The sequence below is a fragment of the Butyrivibrio sp. VCB2001 genome (assembly GCF_000423965.1).
Taxonomy (GTDB): domain Bacteria; phylum Bacillota; class Clostridia; order Lachnospirales; family Lachnospiraceae; genus Butyrivibrio.
The window spans coordinates 195,958-212,860 of sequence record NZ_AUIZ01000001.1 but is presented as its reverse complement, the minus strand read 5'-3'; the positions used below and the strand labels follow the sequence as shown (position 1 = coordinate 212,860).

At 43.8% G+C, this 16,903-nt stretch carries 14 protein-coding genes; all 14 read left to right on the top strand.

Annotated features, from left to right (window positions below; translation table 11 throughout):
• Positions 1-17: 17 nt before the first annotated feature.
• The 14 genes from G589_RS0100985 (at position 18) to hypB (ending at position 16,815) form a co-directional block, all read left to right on the top strand.
• On the top strand, positions 18-542 hold the full coding sequence (locus G589_RS0100985) for an adenine phosphoribosyltransferase (RefSeq protein ID WP_022767271.1): 525 nt from the start codon (positions 18-20) through the stop codon (positions 540-542).
• Positions 543-547: 5 nt separating this feature from the next.
• The gene (locus tag G589_RS0100980) at positions 548-2,830 is read left to right on the top strand and encodes a RelA/SpoT family protein (RefSeq protein WP_026520752.1); all 2,283 of its coding nucleotides are present in this window, start codon (positions 548-550) and stop codon (positions 2,828-2,830) included.
• A complete protein-coding gene (locus G589_RS0100975) occupies positions 2,830-3,486 on the top strand; it encodes an MBL fold metallo-hydrolase (protein WP_026520751.1) in 657 nt (218 codons plus the stop codon). Before G589_RS0100980 ends, G589_RS0100975 begins: the two co-directional genes overlap by 1 nt.
• A complete protein-coding gene (gene hemZ, locus G589_RS0100970) occupies positions 3,455-4,882 on the top strand; it encodes a coproporphyrinogen dehydrogenase HemZ (protein WP_242826396.1) in 1,428 nt (475 codons plus the stop codon). Before G589_RS0100975 ends, hemZ begins: the two co-directional genes overlap by 32 nt.
• Complete coding sequence (locus G589_RS0100965; protein ID WP_026520749.1) at positions 4,869-5,879, top strand: hypothetical protein; 1,011 nt, start codon at positions 4,869-4,871, stop codon at positions 5,877-5,879. The genes hemZ and G589_RS0100965 overlap by 14 nt, the downstream gene beginning before the upstream one ends.
• A gap of 166 nt (positions 5,880-6,045) precedes the next feature.
• Positions 6,046-6,417 carry a 6-carboxytetrahydropterin synthase gene (locus G589_RS20790; RefSeq protein WP_051192101.1) on the top strand — a complete coding sequence of 124 codons (372 nt, stop codon included), beginning with the start codon at positions 6,046-6,048 and terminating at the stop codon, positions 6,415-6,417.
• Between the two features lie 20 nt (positions 6,418-6,437).
• On the top strand, positions 6,438-8,384 hold the full coding sequence (locus tag G589_RS0100955; protein ID WP_026520748.1) for a Firmicu-CTERM sorting domain-containing protein: 1,947 nt from the start codon (positions 6,438-6,440) through the stop codon (positions 8,382-8,384).
• Positions 8,385-8,494: 110 nt separating this feature from the next.
• Positions 8,495-9,199, top strand: coding sequence for an exosortase family protein XrtG (xrtG, locus tag G589_RS18435; protein WP_081668886.1), 705 nt, complete (start codon positions 8,495-8,497; stop codon positions 9,197-9,199).
• Positions 9,186-10,547: a TIGR03111 family XrtG-associated glycosyltransferase gene (locus G589_RS18430; protein WP_051192100.1), complete on the top strand. Its 1,362-nt coding sequence runs from the start codon at positions 9,186-9,188 to the stop codon at positions 10,545-10,547. The genes xrtG and G589_RS18430 overlap by 14 nt, the downstream gene beginning before the upstream one ends.
• The gene (locus tag G589_RS0100940; RefSeq protein WP_026520747.1) at positions 10,544-11,722 is read left to right on the top strand and encodes a hypothetical protein; all 1,179 of its coding nucleotides are present in this window, start codon (positions 10,544-10,546) and stop codon (positions 11,720-11,722) included. Before G589_RS18430 ends, G589_RS0100940 begins: the two co-directional genes overlap by 4 nt.
• A complete protein-coding gene (locus G589_RS0100935; protein WP_026520746.1) occupies positions 11,715-12,182 on the top strand; it encodes a 6-carboxytetrahydropterin synthase in 468 nt (155 codons plus the stop codon). The genes G589_RS0100940 and G589_RS0100935 overlap by 8 nt, the downstream gene beginning before the upstream one ends.
• Entirely contained in the window at positions 12,172-14,862 is a 2,691-nt protein-coding gene (locus tag G589_RS0100930) for a 6-pyruvoyl-tetrahydropterin synthase-related protein (protein ID WP_026520745.1), read from the top strand. The genes G589_RS0100935 and G589_RS0100930 overlap by 11 nt, the downstream gene beginning before the upstream one ends.
• 163 nt (positions 14,863-15,025) lie before the next feature.
• Positions 15,026-16,147: a DUF5692 family protein gene (locus G589_RS0100925; protein WP_026520744.1), complete on the top strand. Its 1,122-nt coding sequence runs from the start codon at positions 15,026-15,028 to the stop codon at positions 16,145-16,147.
• Positions 16,147-16,815: a hydrogenase nickel incorporation protein HypB gene (gene hypB / locus G589_RS0100920; RefSeq protein WP_026520743.1), complete on the top strand. Its 669-nt coding sequence runs from the start codon at positions 16,147-16,149 to the stop codon at positions 16,813-16,815. The genes G589_RS0100925 and hypB overlap by 1 nt, the downstream gene beginning before the upstream one ends.
• Positions 16,816-16,903: the final 88 nt, after the last annotated feature.

Here is a 16,903-nt window from a genome sequence, read left to right as displayed (position 1 = left end):
GCAGAGAGGGTTATAAAATGAAAGAACTTCAAGATTATGTACGTACAATACCGGATTTCCCGGAGAAAGGCATCATGTTCAGGGATATCACATCTGTTCTTCAGGATGCAGATGGATTCAAGCTTGCAATCGATAAGATGCAGGACCTTGTAAGTGACCTCGACTTTGATGTTGTACTAGGAGCTGAGTCAAGAGGATTCATCTTCAGTGCACCTATCGCTTATAACAGAGGTAAGGCTCTTGTTCCTGTTCGTAAGAAAGGTAAGCTTCCTTGCGAGACTGTTGAGGTAACTTATGACCTAGAGTACGGCTCAGCTACACTTGAGCTTCACAAGGATGCAATCAAGCCCGGACAGAAGGTCCTTCTTGTAGACGACCTTATGGCTACAGGCGGAACAATCGAAGCTATGATCAAGCTCGTAGAGATGCTTGGCGGAGAAGTAGCAGGTATTTTGGTACTTATGGAGCTCAAGGGACTTAAAGGTCGCGAGAGACTTTCTAAATACAGATTAGATGCAGCACTTAGCTACGAAGGGAAGTAAGCTTAATGGCGCAAAAGTTCGACGACGGAAAAATCGAAGCGACGCCTGAGTTCCAGACCCCCGATAAACTCTACGAAGAACTGATCCGCAGAGTTCGCAGATATCACCCATCCGATGATATCACTCTTATCGAGAAGGCCTATAACCAGGCTCGTGAAGCTCATGAGGGACAGCTGCGCAAGTCAGGTGAACCATACATTATTCACCCGCTTTGCGTAGGTATCATCCTTGCTGATTTGGAGATGGATAAAGAGACCATAGCAGCAGGGCTTCTTCATGATGTCGTTGAAGACACTATTTGCACCAAAGAAGAGATAGAAGAAAGCTTTGGAAGTGACGTAGCCCTTCTTGTTGACGGTGTTACCAAACTGACTGCGCTGCAGCTTACATCAGATACCGGAAGCAAGACTCCCGAGCAGGCAGATATGCAGGCTCAGAACCTGCGTAAGATGTTCCTGGCTATGGCCAAGGATATCAGAGTCATTCTGATCAAGCTTGCCGACCGTCTGCACAATATGCGTACACTTGCGCATATGCCTCCGGAGAAGCAGCAGAGGATTGCCCAGGAAACCCTGGACATCTATTCACCTATCGCCGGAAGACTTGGTATCAGCAGGATCAAGGTAGAACTGGACGATCTGTCCCTGAAATACCTTAAGCCTGACGTTTACAGAGACCTTGCAGAGAAGGTTGCTGCAAGAAAGAGCGAGCGAGAGAAATACGTAGAGGATATCTGTGAGAAGGTACGTCAGAGTATTTCCGAAGCCGGAATCAAGGGCGATGTCAACGGACGTGTTAAGCATTTCTTCAGTATCTACAAGAAGATGCGCAACCAGAACAAGACTCTGGACCAGATCTACGATCTCTTCGCCATCAGAATTATCGTTGATACGGTAAAAGACTGTTATGCTGCCCTGGGTGTCATCCATGAGATGTACAAGCCTATTCCCGGCAGATTCAAAGACTACATAGCAATGCCCAAGCCCAATATGTACCAGTCACTTCACACGACTCTTATTGGGCCGACAGGACAGCCTTTTGAGATACAGATCAGAACCCGTGACATGCACAGGGCTGCTGAATACGGTATCGCTGCCCATTGGAAGTACAAAGAGGCTTCCGATGGCAAGAAGGCAGAAAACGGTGAGGAAGAGAAGCTCATCTGGCTTCGCCAGATCCTTGAATGGCAACAGGATCTCTCTGACAACCAGGAGTTCATGAGCCTGTTAAAGAGCGACCTCAACCTGTTCTCAGAGGATGTTTACTGCTTCACGCCTACAGGTGAAGTTAAGAACCTTCCTGCCGGATCCACACCTATTGATTTTGCCTACAGCATCCACAGTGCAGTAGGTAACAAGATGATCGGTGCCAAGGTTAACGGCAAGCTTGTTCCCATTGACTACAAGATCCAGAACGGTGACAGAATTGAGGTTGTAACCAGCCAGAATTCCAAGGGACCAAGCCGTGACTGGCTCTCAATTGCCAAGTCCACATCTACCAAGAACAAGATCAACCAGTGGTTCAGGCACGAGCTCAAGGAAGAGAACATCAGTAAGGGGAAGGAACTTCTTATTGAGTACTGTAAGAGTAAAGGCCTTGATTACTTTAGCATTGCCAAACCTGAATTTCAGGCAATGGTCACAAGAAAATATGGCTTCCATGAATGGGATGCTGTGCTTGCTGCAGTAGGCCACGGCGGACTTAAGGAAGGCCAGATAATAAATAAGATACTTGAGCTCTCAGAAACTGAGCACAAGCGCAACATCACCGATGAAGAAGTGCTTGCAGCTGTTGCTGAGTCCAATGTAACACCTCAGGTATCAGGAACCGATAATGCCATCATCGTAAAAGGTGTTCACGATGTGGCAGTCAGATTCTCCAAGTGCTGTAACCCTGTTCCTGGTGATGATATTTGCGGATTTGTCACAAGAGGAAGAGGCGTATCCATCCACAGAAGAGACTGCGTCAACGTTATCAAGATGCAGGAAGAAGACAGAACAAGGCTCATAGAAGCCAAGTGGCAGGCAGAAAGCGCCGAGGGCGGCGGCAAATATGCAGCAACCATCAAGATATTTGCCAACAACAGAAGCGGCCTTCTTGCGGATGTATCAAGAGCTCTCACAGAGAAGGACATCGACATTATTTCAATGAACACCAGAACCAGCAAGCAGGGCCTGGCAACCATGGAGACTTCCTTCCAGGTTTCATCCAGAGACCAGCTTCGTGAGATCGTTGATAAGATCAGACAGATCGACAGCGTAATTGATATCGAAAGGACAACAGGCTGATGGCAGATAAGAAAACCTCAGTTGGAATGTTTACCCTCGGAATGGTGGGAACAAACTGTTACTTTGTCTTTGATGAGAACAGGACGGATGACAATGGAAAGAGACATTGCATCTTCTTTGATCCTGCTGATAAGGGTGCCAAGATTTTTGAAGCCCTCTCTGAGAATGACCTTGTTGTTGATCTGATTCTTTTAACCCATGGACACTTTGATCATATCGGTGGCGCAGAGGAGCTAAGAAAGCTCACAGGTGCCAAGATCGGCTGCTATACCAAAGAGCAGGCTATGTGCAAAGATATGTACCTCAATCTGTCCAATGACTATGGCCTTAGATTTTCTGTAACTCCGGATATTTTGTACGAAGATAACGCAGAGATAGAGGCTGCAGGACTTAAGTGCAAACTTATTGCAACTCCGGGACATACCTCCGGAGGATGCTGTTATTATTTTGAAGAAGACAATATCCTTATCGCAGGTGATACTCTGTTTGAGGAGTCTGTCGGAAGAACGGATTTTCCGACAAGTTCCACATCAGAGCTTATACGAAGCGTCAAGGAGAGACTCTTCATACTTCCGGAAGAGACAATTGTTTATCCCGGACATGGCGGAGTAACAACCATAGGGCATGAGAAGCTCTACAATCCATTTATTTATTGAGATGCAAGTAATTTACATTAAAGAAGATAAATTTCAATATGATATACACTCTCTTTACAAGGCCTTTTATCCCGAGCAGGATATAAGGGTCATTGTAGGGCAGAGGGGATGTGTTCCCGATAAGGAAATGGATATTTCACCTGATGATGAGATATCCTTTATTGATGTAAACAGAGATAAAAATGATTTAAAGAGAAGTATCTATAAAGACCTCTCTATAAAGACCGGCAAGCTTCTTCCCTGGGGAGACCTTACAGGCATAAGGCCGACCAGGATTGCCATGAATCTCATAGATGAGGGGATGAGTGATGACGAGATCCGAACCTACATGATGGAGACATATCTTGTAAGTGAGGAAAAGACTAATCTTGCCATTGATATCGCAAGAAGGGAAAAGAGGATACTCGAAGGCATAGACTATGAGAACGGTTATAGCCTCTATATAGGAATTCCTTTTTGTCCTACAACATGTCTTTACTGTTCCTTTACTTCATACCCGATCGGAGCATTTAAGGGAATTGTAGATGATTACATTTCCTGCCTTGAAAAAGAGATTGATTACGTGGCAGAGGCTTTTAAAGGGAAGACTCTTGATACCATCTATATCGGTGGTGGTACGCCGACAACTCTTTTGCCGGATCAGATAAGAAGACTTATAGGGTATCTTCAGGATAAACTTGATCTGTCCCATGTAAAAGAGTTCACGGTGGAATCGGGAAGACCTGATTCAATAACCAGAGATAAGCTCATTGCCATGAAGGAAATGGGAGTAACCAGAATTTCTGTTAATCCCCAGACTATGAGTGATGAGACGCTTAAGCTCATCGGAAGGCAGCACACTGTAGCTCAGCTCATAGACTCTTTTAACATGGCAAGAGAAGAAGGGTTTGACAATATCAACATGGATATCATCTTAGGACTCCCGGGGGAGACTGACAGAGATGTTCAGCATACTATAGATGAGATAATTAAACTATCACCTGATGAACTTACAGTGCATTCCCTTGCAATCAAGAGGGGATCAAAACTCGCTGAAGTCATGAGGGAAAAGGGCGTAGATTATTCCATGAAGAATACTGAAGAGATGATGGAGATAGCAAGGAAGGGAGCAGAAGCTCTTTCTCTTAAGCCCTATTATCTCTACAGGCAAAAGAATATCAGTGGCAATTTTGAAAATACCGGTTATGCAAAAGAGGGAAAAGCCGGTATCTACAACATTCTGATAAATGAGGAAGTACAGTCTATTGTCGCGCTCGGAGCAGGAACTGTCACAAAGAGAGTGTTCGGTGAAGGCGGACGAATAGAGAGGTGTGACAACGTCAAGGATGTTAAACTATACATGGACAACATTGATGAAATGATCCAGAGGAAGAGGGAGCTTTTTGAAAAGAGTTAAGGGGATTATAAACTGCATAATATGTATGTCGTTATCGTCATTTGTGATGGCAGGCTGCTCTTCATCAGAAGGGATCACTCTCTACGATAGCGATCAGTATCAGACAGTGTCCATTAACGATGGCTTTGTTCCTGAAGCAGAGGAAGCAGATGTGGTGGAGACTACAGAGGCTGAGGAACCTTTGGAGGAAGAACAGGTGGAAGAGATAGATATAGAGAAGCTCTTTGGTCTTGGAGCAGGCGTTTTTTCCTGGGATCATCTTCCGAACATAAAAGATGTTCAGTGTATGCAGGACAATAACATTACAGAAGTGTATCAGTATTTAAGACCTGAATACACAGATCAGGAGATGACTGATTTCCTGAGTGCCATGAATGATGTTGATATTGATGTCTATATCCTGGACGGAGAGCCTGAGTGGTCCTATGAAGCTGAGTATCCCGGAATGAGAAGGGTGCTGGAGAGAGTAAGAAACCTCAACAGTTCGGTTGAGCCGGATGCGAGGATCAAGGGTATTGTCTATGATGTTGAGCCCTATGTTCTTGATAAGTGGCACAATATACCGGATCAGCTTCTGGAAGAATATACAAACAACATCATCAGCATAAAGCAGGAATGCGAGGCTGATGAGGATCATCTTGATATTTGTGTATGTATCCCATACTCCTACGACAACATGGGGCATGACATGGCTATGAGAAAGCTTCTTAAGGAGTCGGATCAGGTATTTGTCCTTAATTACCTAAAGGGTATGGAGATTGAGAACATTAAGAGAGAAGCAGCGCTTGCAAGATACTACTCAAAGCGCATGGTCAATGTCTATGAGCTTCAGCCGGGGCTTCTGTCCCAGACCAACAATACCATCACTTATTACAAAGACGGTATTGAAGCAGTCACAGAAAATTATGCTGAGCTGATGAAGGCCTATCCTGACCACAACATAGCAATTGCATATCACACATTGGAATATCTCAGAGTGCTGAGTTTAAAAGAGTAAGCAAGGCCCGGAAAAGAAATTTTAATTCTTTTCCGGGTCTTTTTATGTGAAATTTAATTGTTAAATGGATAAGATTTTAACTTTTTTTAATAGAATTTAAGCAGCCTATTGACTATCATAAAATTGTAGAAGACTGTGCAGAACTATACTGAAAGGCAGAAAACTAATGCAGGTTATCGAGGAAAAGAGGTACAAGTTAAAACAGTTTTTGGCAATACAGCACAGCTATGACGGCAACAGGGATAATTTACACGCCCATACAATAGCCATAAACTGCAGCATAAAGACTGAGACGGAAGATATCATCGACTATAAAAAGGTTGAGAAGATCATTCACTCGTGTATTGAGAAATACGAAAACAAATACCTCAATGACCTGGAAGAGTTCAAAGACAATGCAACTATCGAGAGACTCGGAGAAGTTTTGTGCTTTGAGATAGACGACGCAATCAAAGAGATTGGCTACGAAATGGACCGCTTTGAAATAGGTGAGACACCACTTCGTGTTTATGTTATAACAAACGAACTTCGTGACTAATGAGAATGAGGAGATCAAGGATGAGAAACAAATTCTATCGAATCGTAGCAATTTTCATTGCAATGAATATGATGAGTGCCACGGTATTTGCCGCTGAGGATGCAGCACTTACGCAGGAGACACCTGCTGAGCAGCCGGCAGCTACAGATCAGGGCAGTACAGGAACTGATCAGCAAAGTGGCGATCAGACAAGTGCAGATCAGGGAAATGCCGGTACTGACCAGGGTAGTGCAGATCAGGGGAATGCCGGTAATGACCAGGGAAGTTCAGATCAGGGTGCACCTTCTAGTGGAAGCGAAGGCGAAGGAACAACTCCTTCTGCTTCGGGAGACTCCCAGAGTGGCTCAGAACCTCAGCAGCAGAACACTGAGGGTACAAATCCCGATAGCACAAATACTGAAAACACAGAGGAAGAAACCAGAAGAACTGCTCAGAAGCAGCAGGAGGGGCAGACTCAGGATACTTCATCCAGCTCATCTTCAGAATCAGAATCTTCCGGCTCATCAGGATCAGGCGAGTCCGGAATGTGGTCAAACGCAGCTGAGATCACTGATGTCATGGGACTTAAGGTCTCAAACCAGGGTGACAGCGTTGTAATATCCTACAAGACAAAGCACTCTAATCCTTGGGAATATACATATAAGGGAAATCCCATCACCATCACTTATCCTGACGGAACTACAAGGACGATCACTTTTGACTGGGACGGAAATGGAATTCACGGCGACGGATGGACCAATATTGACGGCGCAACTGTAACAAAATCTTCGGATCAGAATGATACAGAAATCGCGACTATAACAATTCCTGCTTCTTACTTTAACTCCATGGACTTCACACTCTCCAGCGGAGAATATAAGGCAGAGATTGACGGAACTCCGATCGCACAGGACAACAGCGCAGCTGTATATACAGGCATCAATATGGACGGCACTTTCAACGACTGGAATGCTGTTCAGAAATCAACACTCAATGAGCCAAACGGTGATCACTGTGTAGAAGAAGTTGCATGGGTGATTGAGAACGATTATGTATATATTTACTTAAAGGACGACGGATCAAACTCAGCAACCTGGGCAGGCCCTAATCATAACGGAAAATATGCTATTACAACTGACCTTGGAAGAACACTGGTATTCCAGCTCACAGAAGACGGAGCGGTAGTCGGTGCAAAGGGAGCTTCTGCTACACATGTCGGAAGTCAGTGGGAGATTGCCATTCCTACAAGCTCGCTTCCAAACAATAACGGCGGACTTAGCTTTGGACTTTATCTCTCGGATACAACTTTGGATGGATACGGAGATACCCTTTCACATGAGTCGACCACAGATATCAAGTATGACGGACTCTACGGCGACTGGGACAACTATCCTCACAAGGAGATCCAGTATGCAAATGCCGGAACTCATGAGAATGTTCCTGACGGAGAAGCAGCAATTTACGTAGACAACAATGTTTACGGACACTGCGAGACCAGAATGCAGTCGCATCTTGATGAAAAAGGCGGAGAGTATACACAGGGCGTTTCGATCATCGTAAACAACGACTGGAGTCATGCGCTTCAGATGAGACTTGCAACCGTTGATTCAGCAGGAAACATCAACTGGAATCCGGCAAAGCAGAACCTCGAAAACGGTTCCTATGAGTACTACATCTTCGATGTAGGCTGCTGGGGCTCATCCACTAATATCAACAATCTCTTTGAAGCAGATGTCTGCTACGGAAAAGCGACAGTTACCCTTACAGAGGGAAGACATGACATGGAGTGGTACGTTGACTCCAATAAGCTCGCAGCAAGATACGGAATCCTGGAAACCGACATGAAGACAGTATCTTCTCAGTACGGCAGGATCGGTCCAGAGGTAGTTACCAGTGCAGGAACATCCACAGGACCTTGGGCAGGAGCAGGTATGTGTGTACTTACAGCTCTTGTACCGTTTGTTATAAAAAAGAAATTTGTTTTTTGAAATAATTAAAAATAATTGATATAGCGATTATTAAATATCTATAAAATGCACAAAACCGCTTAAAGTAAAGCCTCCCGGGTGATAAAATTTATAACGAGGGAGGCTTTTTTATGCAGAGACTTTCTACCTTTTTTTCGACTATCAATTTTTCTACGACAACAAAGATAATCCTATTTGTTGTGCTTACAATTATCTGGCTGGTTAACCTAAGGATCTTTTACCGGATAAAGAACCAGGCGGCCTTTATAACTGTAGGCATGCTTGGAATGTTTGTACTTATGATGATCTTTGTTCGTCCCTGGGCGACTCAGCCCCTTGCCAGGATTGTAGCAGCTCTTGCAGGATTTGTGGGAAGACTCACCGGCACTTTCACTCCCTTCTTTAAATATGGAATATTGTTTGTTGGAACAAGAAACGGCTCCATTACTCTGCAGATAGATTTTGAGTGCTCGGGTATCATCGAGATCATGGTCTATCTCTCTATCCTGACGTTCTACAGAGTTTATTCCGTCTCTGAGAGAGCAATCCTTTCTGCAGTTGGTTTTATCTATATCATTGTTGCCAATGCCCTGAGAATTATAATTATCGCCACCATGATCCATTTCGGCGGCGAGGATATGTATTATATAGCACACACGTATGTCGGCCGAATTTTCTTTTATGCTGCAACGATCGTGCTGTACTTCTACGTCTTCACTAAGTCGCAGGTTGTCAGGATGAAGGTCGGAAGCTTCTCCTATGACAAGGAAAAGGCGCCAACGAAGACGGATGCTGCTGATGATAGTTCCAAGGAGAAGGCGGATGAGAATAAATAATCTTCTAAACTCCTTTATATTCTGGGGCGCATGGATAATCATCCCTTTCATAATGGAGATCATCCCGTCAATTGGAAGCGCTATAGTCCTCATTAAGAAGAGGATAAAAAACGCAAGGCCTCCAAAGCCGGTGGCTTATCCTGAGATATCCCTTATCGTCCCGGTATATAATTCCTGCGATTCGCTTCACGACTGTATTAAGTCCATACACGAATCGACCTATGATGACAACAAAATAAGAGTTTATCTTGTAAACAACAGGACAAAGGATGATTCCTTCCACGTATACACTGAGGCGCAGAAGGAGTTTCCGACCATCAGAATGCAGTGGCTAAATGCCAGGCAGGGAAAATCAAGAGCTCTTAATATGGCTCTTTATAACAGCACGGGTAAATACATCATCAACATAGATTCAGACGGAGTGCTGGAAAAGCATGCGCTGCAGAACATGGTGGATCAGTTCGAATCGGATCACACCATCGGCTGTATGACAGGAGCAATCCTGACCATTCCTGAACAGATCAACGAGTACAAGCATTTCTTTTCAAGACTCCTTAGGCAGATCGAGTTTGTAGAGTATGCTGAGGCGTTCCTGGCAGGAAGAAGCTATGCTTCAGAGAAAAACAACGTATATACCTTGTCCGGAGCTTTCTCGGCTTTCAGAAAGTCTACGGTGCTCAAGTCCAGAATGTACAACACCAATACCATTGCCGAAGATACGCAGATCACATTCCAGATGAGATATCTCATGGGGCAGAAGGTTAAGCTCTGTGACAACGCGATCTACTTTGTAGGCCCTATCGAGGGCATGAACAAGCTATACACCCAGAGGCAGAGATGGCAGAGGGGCTCTCTGGAAGTTGCAAAGCTCTTTGATTCAAGGAGCTTCAGACCCATAAGAATCCTGAAAGATGTTAACGTAAGGACACTTATATACGACCACACCTTTGCGTTCCCGAGAGTTGTATGGTGCATTGCGCTGCTATGTCTTTTCCTGATGGGATTTTCAACAACCATGATCATGTATTCAACGATACTGGTAATGGTCTGTTACATTCTCATCGCATATCTGTATTTTGTATCGATAAGTATTTTTCTGGAGGAATTTCCCGAAATCAGGGAGTATTACAGGACGCTCTGGTGGGTAGTACCGATTCTTCCTCTGTTTAACGTTTTGACATTCTTTATCAGACTTACCGGAATCTTTAACAGCATGAACACCACCAGCGCATGGAAGACCAAGACACTGACGGAAGAGATAGAAGAGTACAAAGAGGAAGTTAAGAGAGAAGCAATAAAGCTGACAAGCCTTAGCGGAAAGCTCTATTCCTTCTTAAATGAGCCATGAGTAAGAGCAATAAGAAAAAGAAAAAGTACATAAGCGTTACGCTGGTTCTGATCCTTATGGCAATCATCGCCTCCGGACTTGCTGCCCTCACGTTCTTTGAGATGAAAAGATATGAGGACGGTATTATTGACGTGTGCGCAACTCAGCAGGACTCGTACGTTCAGCTGGTTATCGATCAGATAAACCTCAAAGAGAACAGAACTGACCAGGAGATCATTGAGAATATCCTGAGCACTCTGGACTCCTCATCAAACCGTTACTGGACTTTTTCAAAGGAGCAGACAATGCTCTATGTAAAGGATGCCCTTGAGACCAACAGATACCAGTCTCTGACGGCTAATTCCTATTACAGGTCCGATTCGGCAACAAGCTTTATCGACAACCTCATCGTCAATAAGGTAAACCATGAGAGGATAGAGCTTGACGGAAAAGACTATATCGCGTCAGGTGCGCTCTTTGAGTACGGCGGAGAAGAATACAGGATATGTCTTTTGACAAATACCACAGTCCTTCTTGATAACAACAAGTTCCTGGGCTCTAAGATGGAACTTATCATTATCTTCATCGTGGTTTATTCGCTGATATTCATAATGCCCATACTGATCACGATCCTCTACAACATCATGCAGAAAAAGATCTTTGTGACAGGGCAGGAGCTTGTGGAAGTCAACAATGCTGTAGAGAGGCTCAACGAGAAACTCACTACTGATGAGATCTATGACAACAGGAAAAATCTCTTTTCCCTGCCTACAATAAAACTCTTCCTTGATGAGTATAAGGATAAAAGAGCTGCCTTTCCGATTTCATTTGTTGCCTTTAAGTATGGCGGGAATGAAACTGTTTCAAGGTTCTTTGGCAAAAACTGCGTGACACTGGGAAAGCACGATATTAAGTTTTATGACGGAAGGCTTCATCTGGCGCTTATTCTATGCGTCAAGTGCAATGCCACCAAGGCAAAAGAGCTTTCGAAGATGATAAAGGGCGACTGCGAGTTCCTTGGAAGTGAGACAGCAGTAAGCTCTTCATCTCTTGATGATAAGTTTAAAAAGATCATGGAAATTATGGGAAATCCGCCTCTTGTTTCTGCAAACGGTCCAAAGATAGAAAGGCCTGACAGCAGGACCGAGTCCAGATACAGAGCAAAGGAAAACTCAGAGGATAAAAAGAATGCGTAATGACGCGCTTAGAGAGTATAAGTTCAAACTTTATCTTAATGCCAATCACTTCGTTATTTTCAATGGCGAAAAGGGCGAGTCGCACCCCCACACCTGGGAGTTTGTAATTGAGGTGCTTGTAGATAAGGACAAATTCATCAAGTTCCTGGACTTTGAGAAGGCTATCGATGAATACCTTGAACCCTATCAGGACAAGCTTATCAACGATATTGAACCCTTTGACCATGTTATTCCGACCCTTGAAAATATGATGGATTATTTTGCACCGCATTTCTATGAAGAAGTAAAGAAGATAGGAGGGCTTCTCATCAAGATAGAAGCCAGCGAGACTCCATCAAGAACATATATATATTCCTTCAGAGGAAGGGACGAGTATTTAAACGATCTCCAGGAGCATACGAGAAACGCTCTTGGAAATATCATACATTCAATTGTTGAAGAGAGCATAAATGAAGAATAAGGTTACAAATTTTATTGTAATAATATTTATGTTCATAATCGGGGCAGGGATTTCTGTTGTACTTACGGACCTTTTGGCATCGGGAGGACTCTACCCTTCAGGGTCTGACACCATGTACCATGTTTTTAGGGGCGATATTCTGTATAAGTCGCTATTTCGTGACGGGAATGTTCCTATTTATTCAAGGCTTATGTATAACGGTGTGGAACCCTTCAGATATCAGCCTCCGCTTTCTCCGATGGCTTTTGCTTTATGCGAACTTGCAGCAGGGGGCAACGTTTTCGCTGCATACCTTTACTATGTGGAATGTGTCTTTTGCCTGGGGCTTATTACCTGGACGATGGTCGGAATCCTTAAGAAAAGACCCGTTCTCGGACTGATACTGGGTGTATTGTGGTTCTTCCTTCCGAACAATATGCATACACTCTTTGTGGAGGGAGAGCTTTCAAGGACGCTTGCGTATGCTTTTCTTCCGCTGATTTTCTACTTTTTGTATCAGTTTCTGGATAATGGCTACTATCTTCATATTTTAGGGCTTTGTTTATCTATTTTGCTGATGCTTTTGACAAACTATGAGTTTGCGAAGATGACCACCGTGAGCCTTTTGGTGTTCCTTGTCATCTACAGGCTCTTTTGGAAAAAGAGAAGACGTATTGCCAAGATCATTGCGTCGATTGTTACAGCTTTTCTGATCTGTGGATTTTTCCTGGTTCCGTACTATAAAGGTGAAGTGGCTGCTGAAGGAGAAGAATATGCGGCCGGATTTTTCCAGAATATACTTATTACATTAAATCCAATCCTCAGGATGACCAGGTCTCCCGAGGTTATATACTTCGGACTTTCATTATTTATAATTGCCATACTTGGCGCGCTGGCAAGCAACAGGAAAGCTGCGCCCGGATTTATTACAGCAATCCTTATTGTCGTTTTGACTGCTGCATCGGCTTATTCGGTGATAAGCATAGTCCCCGGATCTGAGCTTTTGCTGATGCTGAGGTTTTTGTCAATAGCACTTGCATTTGTTCTGGTTGGAGTTCTCTATTGGGAAAAACTAAGGAAGTGGGTGCTGGTTTTATTTGTGATCATTATCTGCGCGGACTGTGTTCCTTCTTTTTACTGGATAATCGGTCACCAGAACAATGCAGCGCCTCAGGTAAGATACATTGAAGAGAGCGATGATGCTCTAATTACCGAGGCAAAAGAGCTGTGTGTTCAGAGAATAGCTCTTTTCGACTTATCAAGTATGGGCGCGGAAGGTGCGTTCCTCATCAGTGATTTTATAGGCGAAAACATGAGCGTATTCGGCAGCGGATGGCAGTATTCCGTTACAAATGGAAACACCAAGCGCCTTAACAGCGCAATGAGTGATGAGTATTTTGCTTACATGTTTGACAGGTGCATTGAGCTCGGAGCAGATACCATCATTATTCAGAAGGATCAGGCAACCTATGGGGAGAGAACTCTTGTAAAGCTTGATAAAGCAGCTGAAGTGCTTGGCTACGATATTATTGACGAGAATGAAAATTATATGCTCTACCATCTGAATGTGGATGGGACCTTTGGTACGAAGGCAAAGTATGATGCCATTGGAATCGGATACAGTGCGTATAGTCTGTCCCTGGCATTTCCTAACATAAAGGAAACCGGAGATTATTACATTGATCACTATTCCTATGAATATCTGAAGCAGTTTAAGACCATATATCTCAGCGGATTTATGTACGAAGACAGAAACAGGGCGGAGGACATGGTTGAAACCCTTTCAAAGAACGGAGTCAGGATCGTTATTCTTGCAGACGGAATGCCAGAAGACAGAGAGACGAGATCAAAGACCTTCCTGGGCGTAACCTGTAATGTTGTGCAGTTTGAGAACGGCTATCCGATCTTATATACAAAAGACTTTGGTGAGATGGACTGCGATCTGTTCCCGAGAGGATATTCAAAGTGGGTTACCTATTATCTGAACGGCCTTCATAATGTGGGCGGAACCATCTCCGACAACAATGTTGAACTGGCTTTCTTTGGCACCGGACTAAATGAAAATCTATGCTATATAGGACTGAATATTCCGTTCTATTACTACCTGACTCAGGATATCAACGCTGAGAAGCTTATGCAGTGGGTCATGGGAATGGATCCGGGAGTGCTTCCGCAAAGAGAGATATATCCTATAGCCATAAGCTATGGGAATAATGAGATAGTAATTGATTCTGAAGCAGATTATTTAAATACAGGTCTTTCTTATCATGACTGTTTCAGGTCTGATCAGGAGATATTTACCGACAACAATCTTCTTATTGTAAGGAAAGGGCATACACAGATAAAGATCACTCCTCCATACTTTATAGAAGGGATCCTGGTCACAGTGGCAGGTCTTTTATTACTGGTGCTTCTTCTGTGGTATGTAAGAAGGTCTGACCTTAGGGATAAGGGACTTATCAGTAAGAAAGAGAAGAAGGCAGAAGAAAAGGACCCTGAAAAGGAGAAAGAGGAGAAAGAATATTTCTATCCGGAACTTCAGAAAGTGAAGGAAGAAGAGAAGAAAGAAGAAACAAAAGAAGAAATCAAACAGAATTCTAAGCCTGTGGAAACTGAGACGAGTGCAAAGAAATTTGACAAAGATTTTGATATTCCTATGAAGTCAGGTGACGACTTTGATATTCCGTTTGGAAATCGGTGAATTAATATACGAAAAAGGAAACTGCTTTAGCGCGTTGCAGTGCCCCATATTGAACAAAATGTTCCATAAAAAGGTTGTGCTTCATTGTGCAATATGCTATAGTATAATATATTAGTGATATTGCGCACAAAAATACAATGCGATATCAAAGGAGGATTTAATTATGTTATTCCAACTCTATAGCGACGCTGCTTCTATGCAGCTCATAGGCTGGGTACTGGTGTTTGTGGGTCTTATTCTCATGAACGAGATCGGTCGTAGAACAAAGGCCGGCGGAATGTTAGTATTTGTTATCATTCCAACTATTTTAACAATTTACTTTATTCTTGCACACGTTGGCATGTTTGGCGGAAAGGCTAACCCAACAGTTGCATACATGGACGGATGGTTCCATTACTTCAAGCTTTATGCTGCTGATATCGGCTGCGTAGGCTTCATGATGATCAAGTACAAATGGGGCATCGGCAAGGAGAAATGGTTCAAGTGGTTCCCTTGGTTCATCGTTGCTGCTAACATTATGATCGCTAACGTATCTGATATGGAGTCAGCTATTGCATCTTACAAGATCGCCGGCAACCTTTCAGGTGCTTGGTGGGCATCTAACGAGGGTGTATTCATCTACGGTGGATGGTGGAACGTTGTTAACGCTATCGCAGGTCTTATCAACATCTTCTGTATGACAGGATGTATTCACCTTTACACATCAAAGGACAAGAACCATGCAGATATGCTTTGGCCTGATATGACAATCTGGTTCATCCTTGCATACGATGTATGGAATTTCGAGTACACATACCTCAACCTTCCTACACACTCATGGTACTGTGGTGTTGCACTTCTTCTTGCTCCTACATTTGCTAACGCATTCTGGAACAAGGGAGCATGGATCCAGAACCGTGCTAACACACTTGCAATCTGGTGCATGTGGGCACAGGTTGTTCCTACATTCCAGCTTGTTGGAAGATTCCAGGCAGCTCTTCCTTCAGTTTACGGCGGAGCAACTGAGGCAGGCGTAAATACTGCAATGCTTTACGACAAGGCTATCGCACTCTTTAATGCAGGTCAGGGCAAGACAGTAGCTGCTAATGAGGCAATTGCTCAACTTGGAATCACAGCTAATCCTACAGCTCAGGGAGTTGTAGCAATCCTTGCAATCGCAATCAACGTAATCTGCATGACAGAGATCATCAGAAGATCTATCAAGATGGGCAAGAACCCTTATTCAAACAACGTATTCGTTGGAACTAAGGACTTCGATCTTGCAATGGAGCGTGCTGAAGGCTAATGGATAATATAAGAGTCATAGAAGTTAAGAGAAGCGTCTTTGAAAGTAATGACAAGGATGCTGAGAAGCTAAGGGGAGAACTTAAGGAGTCTAAGACATTTCTTTTAAACCTTATGTCATCCCCGGGGTCAGGTAAGACAACAACTCTTACCAGAACAATTGAGGCCCTCAAGGATAAATACAGAATTGGTGTAATGGAAGCGGACATTGATTCAGACGTTGATGCCAAGACCATCGCGCAGACCGGAGTTAAGTCCATACAGCTTCATACAGGCGGAATGTGCCATCTTGATGCTGATATGACAAGACAGGGACTTCGTGAACTTGGCCTTGAGGATGTGGATTTCGCAATCCTTGAGAATGTCGGAAATCTTGTTTGTCCTGCTGAGTTTGATACCGGCAGCACCAAGAATGCCATGATACTCTCAGTGCCTGAGGGACATGACAAGCCCCTGAAGTATCCGCTTATGTTTTCTATCTGCGATGTTGTTCTTATCAACAAGATAGACGTAATGCCATACTTTGACTTTGATCTTGAGAAGTGCAAGGAGTACATCCACATGCGCAATCCCAAGGCAAAGGTTATCCCTATCTGCGCCAAGACCGGCGAAGGTATCGAGGAGTGGGCTAAGTGGCTTTCAGAGAACATTGATGAGAGCATTAAGTAAATAATTATTGGCAAAAGAGATTATGGAGATGCCGGGCGATAAGACAAAAGGGACGTTTATGCGTTATCGCCCGGCATTTTTTCTGAAA

Excerpts from the sequence above, each read along its gene's own strand:
- G589_RS0100985 (WP_022767271.1), top strand. The coding sequence starts at position 18 with ATGAAAGAACTTCAAGATTATGTACGTACAATACCGGATTTCCCGGAG.
- G589_RS0100980 (WP_026520752.1), top strand. The coding sequence starts at position 548 with ATGGCGCAAAAGTTCGACGACGGAAAAATCGAAGCGACGCCTGAGTTC.
- G589_RS0100975 (WP_026520751.1), top strand. The coding sequence starts at position 2,830 with ATGGCAGATAAGAAAACCTCAGTTGGAATGTTTACCCTCGGAATGGTG.
- hemZ (WP_242826396.1), top strand. The coding sequence starts at position 3,455 with ATGAGAAGCTCTACAATCCATTTATTTATTGAGATGCAAGTAATTTAC.
- G589_RS20790 (WP_051192101.1), top strand. The coding sequence starts at position 6,046 with ATGCAGGTTATCGAGGAAAAGAGGTACAAGTTAAAACAGTTTTTGGCA.
- G589_RS0100955 (WP_026520748.1), top strand. The coding sequence starts at position 6,438 with ATGAGAAACAAATTCTATCGAATCGTAGCAATTTTCATTGCAATGAAT.
- xrtG (WP_081668886.1), top strand. The coding sequence starts at position 8,495 with ATGCAGAGACTTTCTACCTTTTTTTCGACTATCAATTTTTCTACGACA.
- G589_RS18430 (WP_051192100.1), top strand. The coding sequence starts at position 9,186 with ATGAGAATAAATAATCTTCTAAACTCCTTTATATTCTGGGGCGCATGG.
- G589_RS0100940 (WP_026520747.1), top strand. The coding sequence starts at position 10,544 with ATGAGTAAGAGCAATAAGAAAAAGAAAAAGTACATAAGCGTTACGCTG.
- G589_RS0100935 (WP_026520746.1), top strand. The coding sequence starts at position 11,715 with ATGCGTAATGACGCGCTTAGAGAGTATAAGTTCAAACTTTATCTTAAT.
- G589_RS0100930 (WP_026520745.1), top strand. The coding sequence starts at position 12,172 with ATGAAGAATAAGGTTACAAATTTTATTGTAATAATATTTATGTTCATA.
- G589_RS0100925 (WP_026520744.1), top strand. The coding sequence starts at position 15,026 with ATGTTATTCCAACTCTATAGCGACGCTGCTTCTATGCAGCTCATAGGC.
- hypB (WP_026520743.1), top strand. The coding sequence starts at position 16,147 with ATGGATAATATAAGAGTCATAGAAGTTAAGAGAAGCGTCTTTGAAAGT.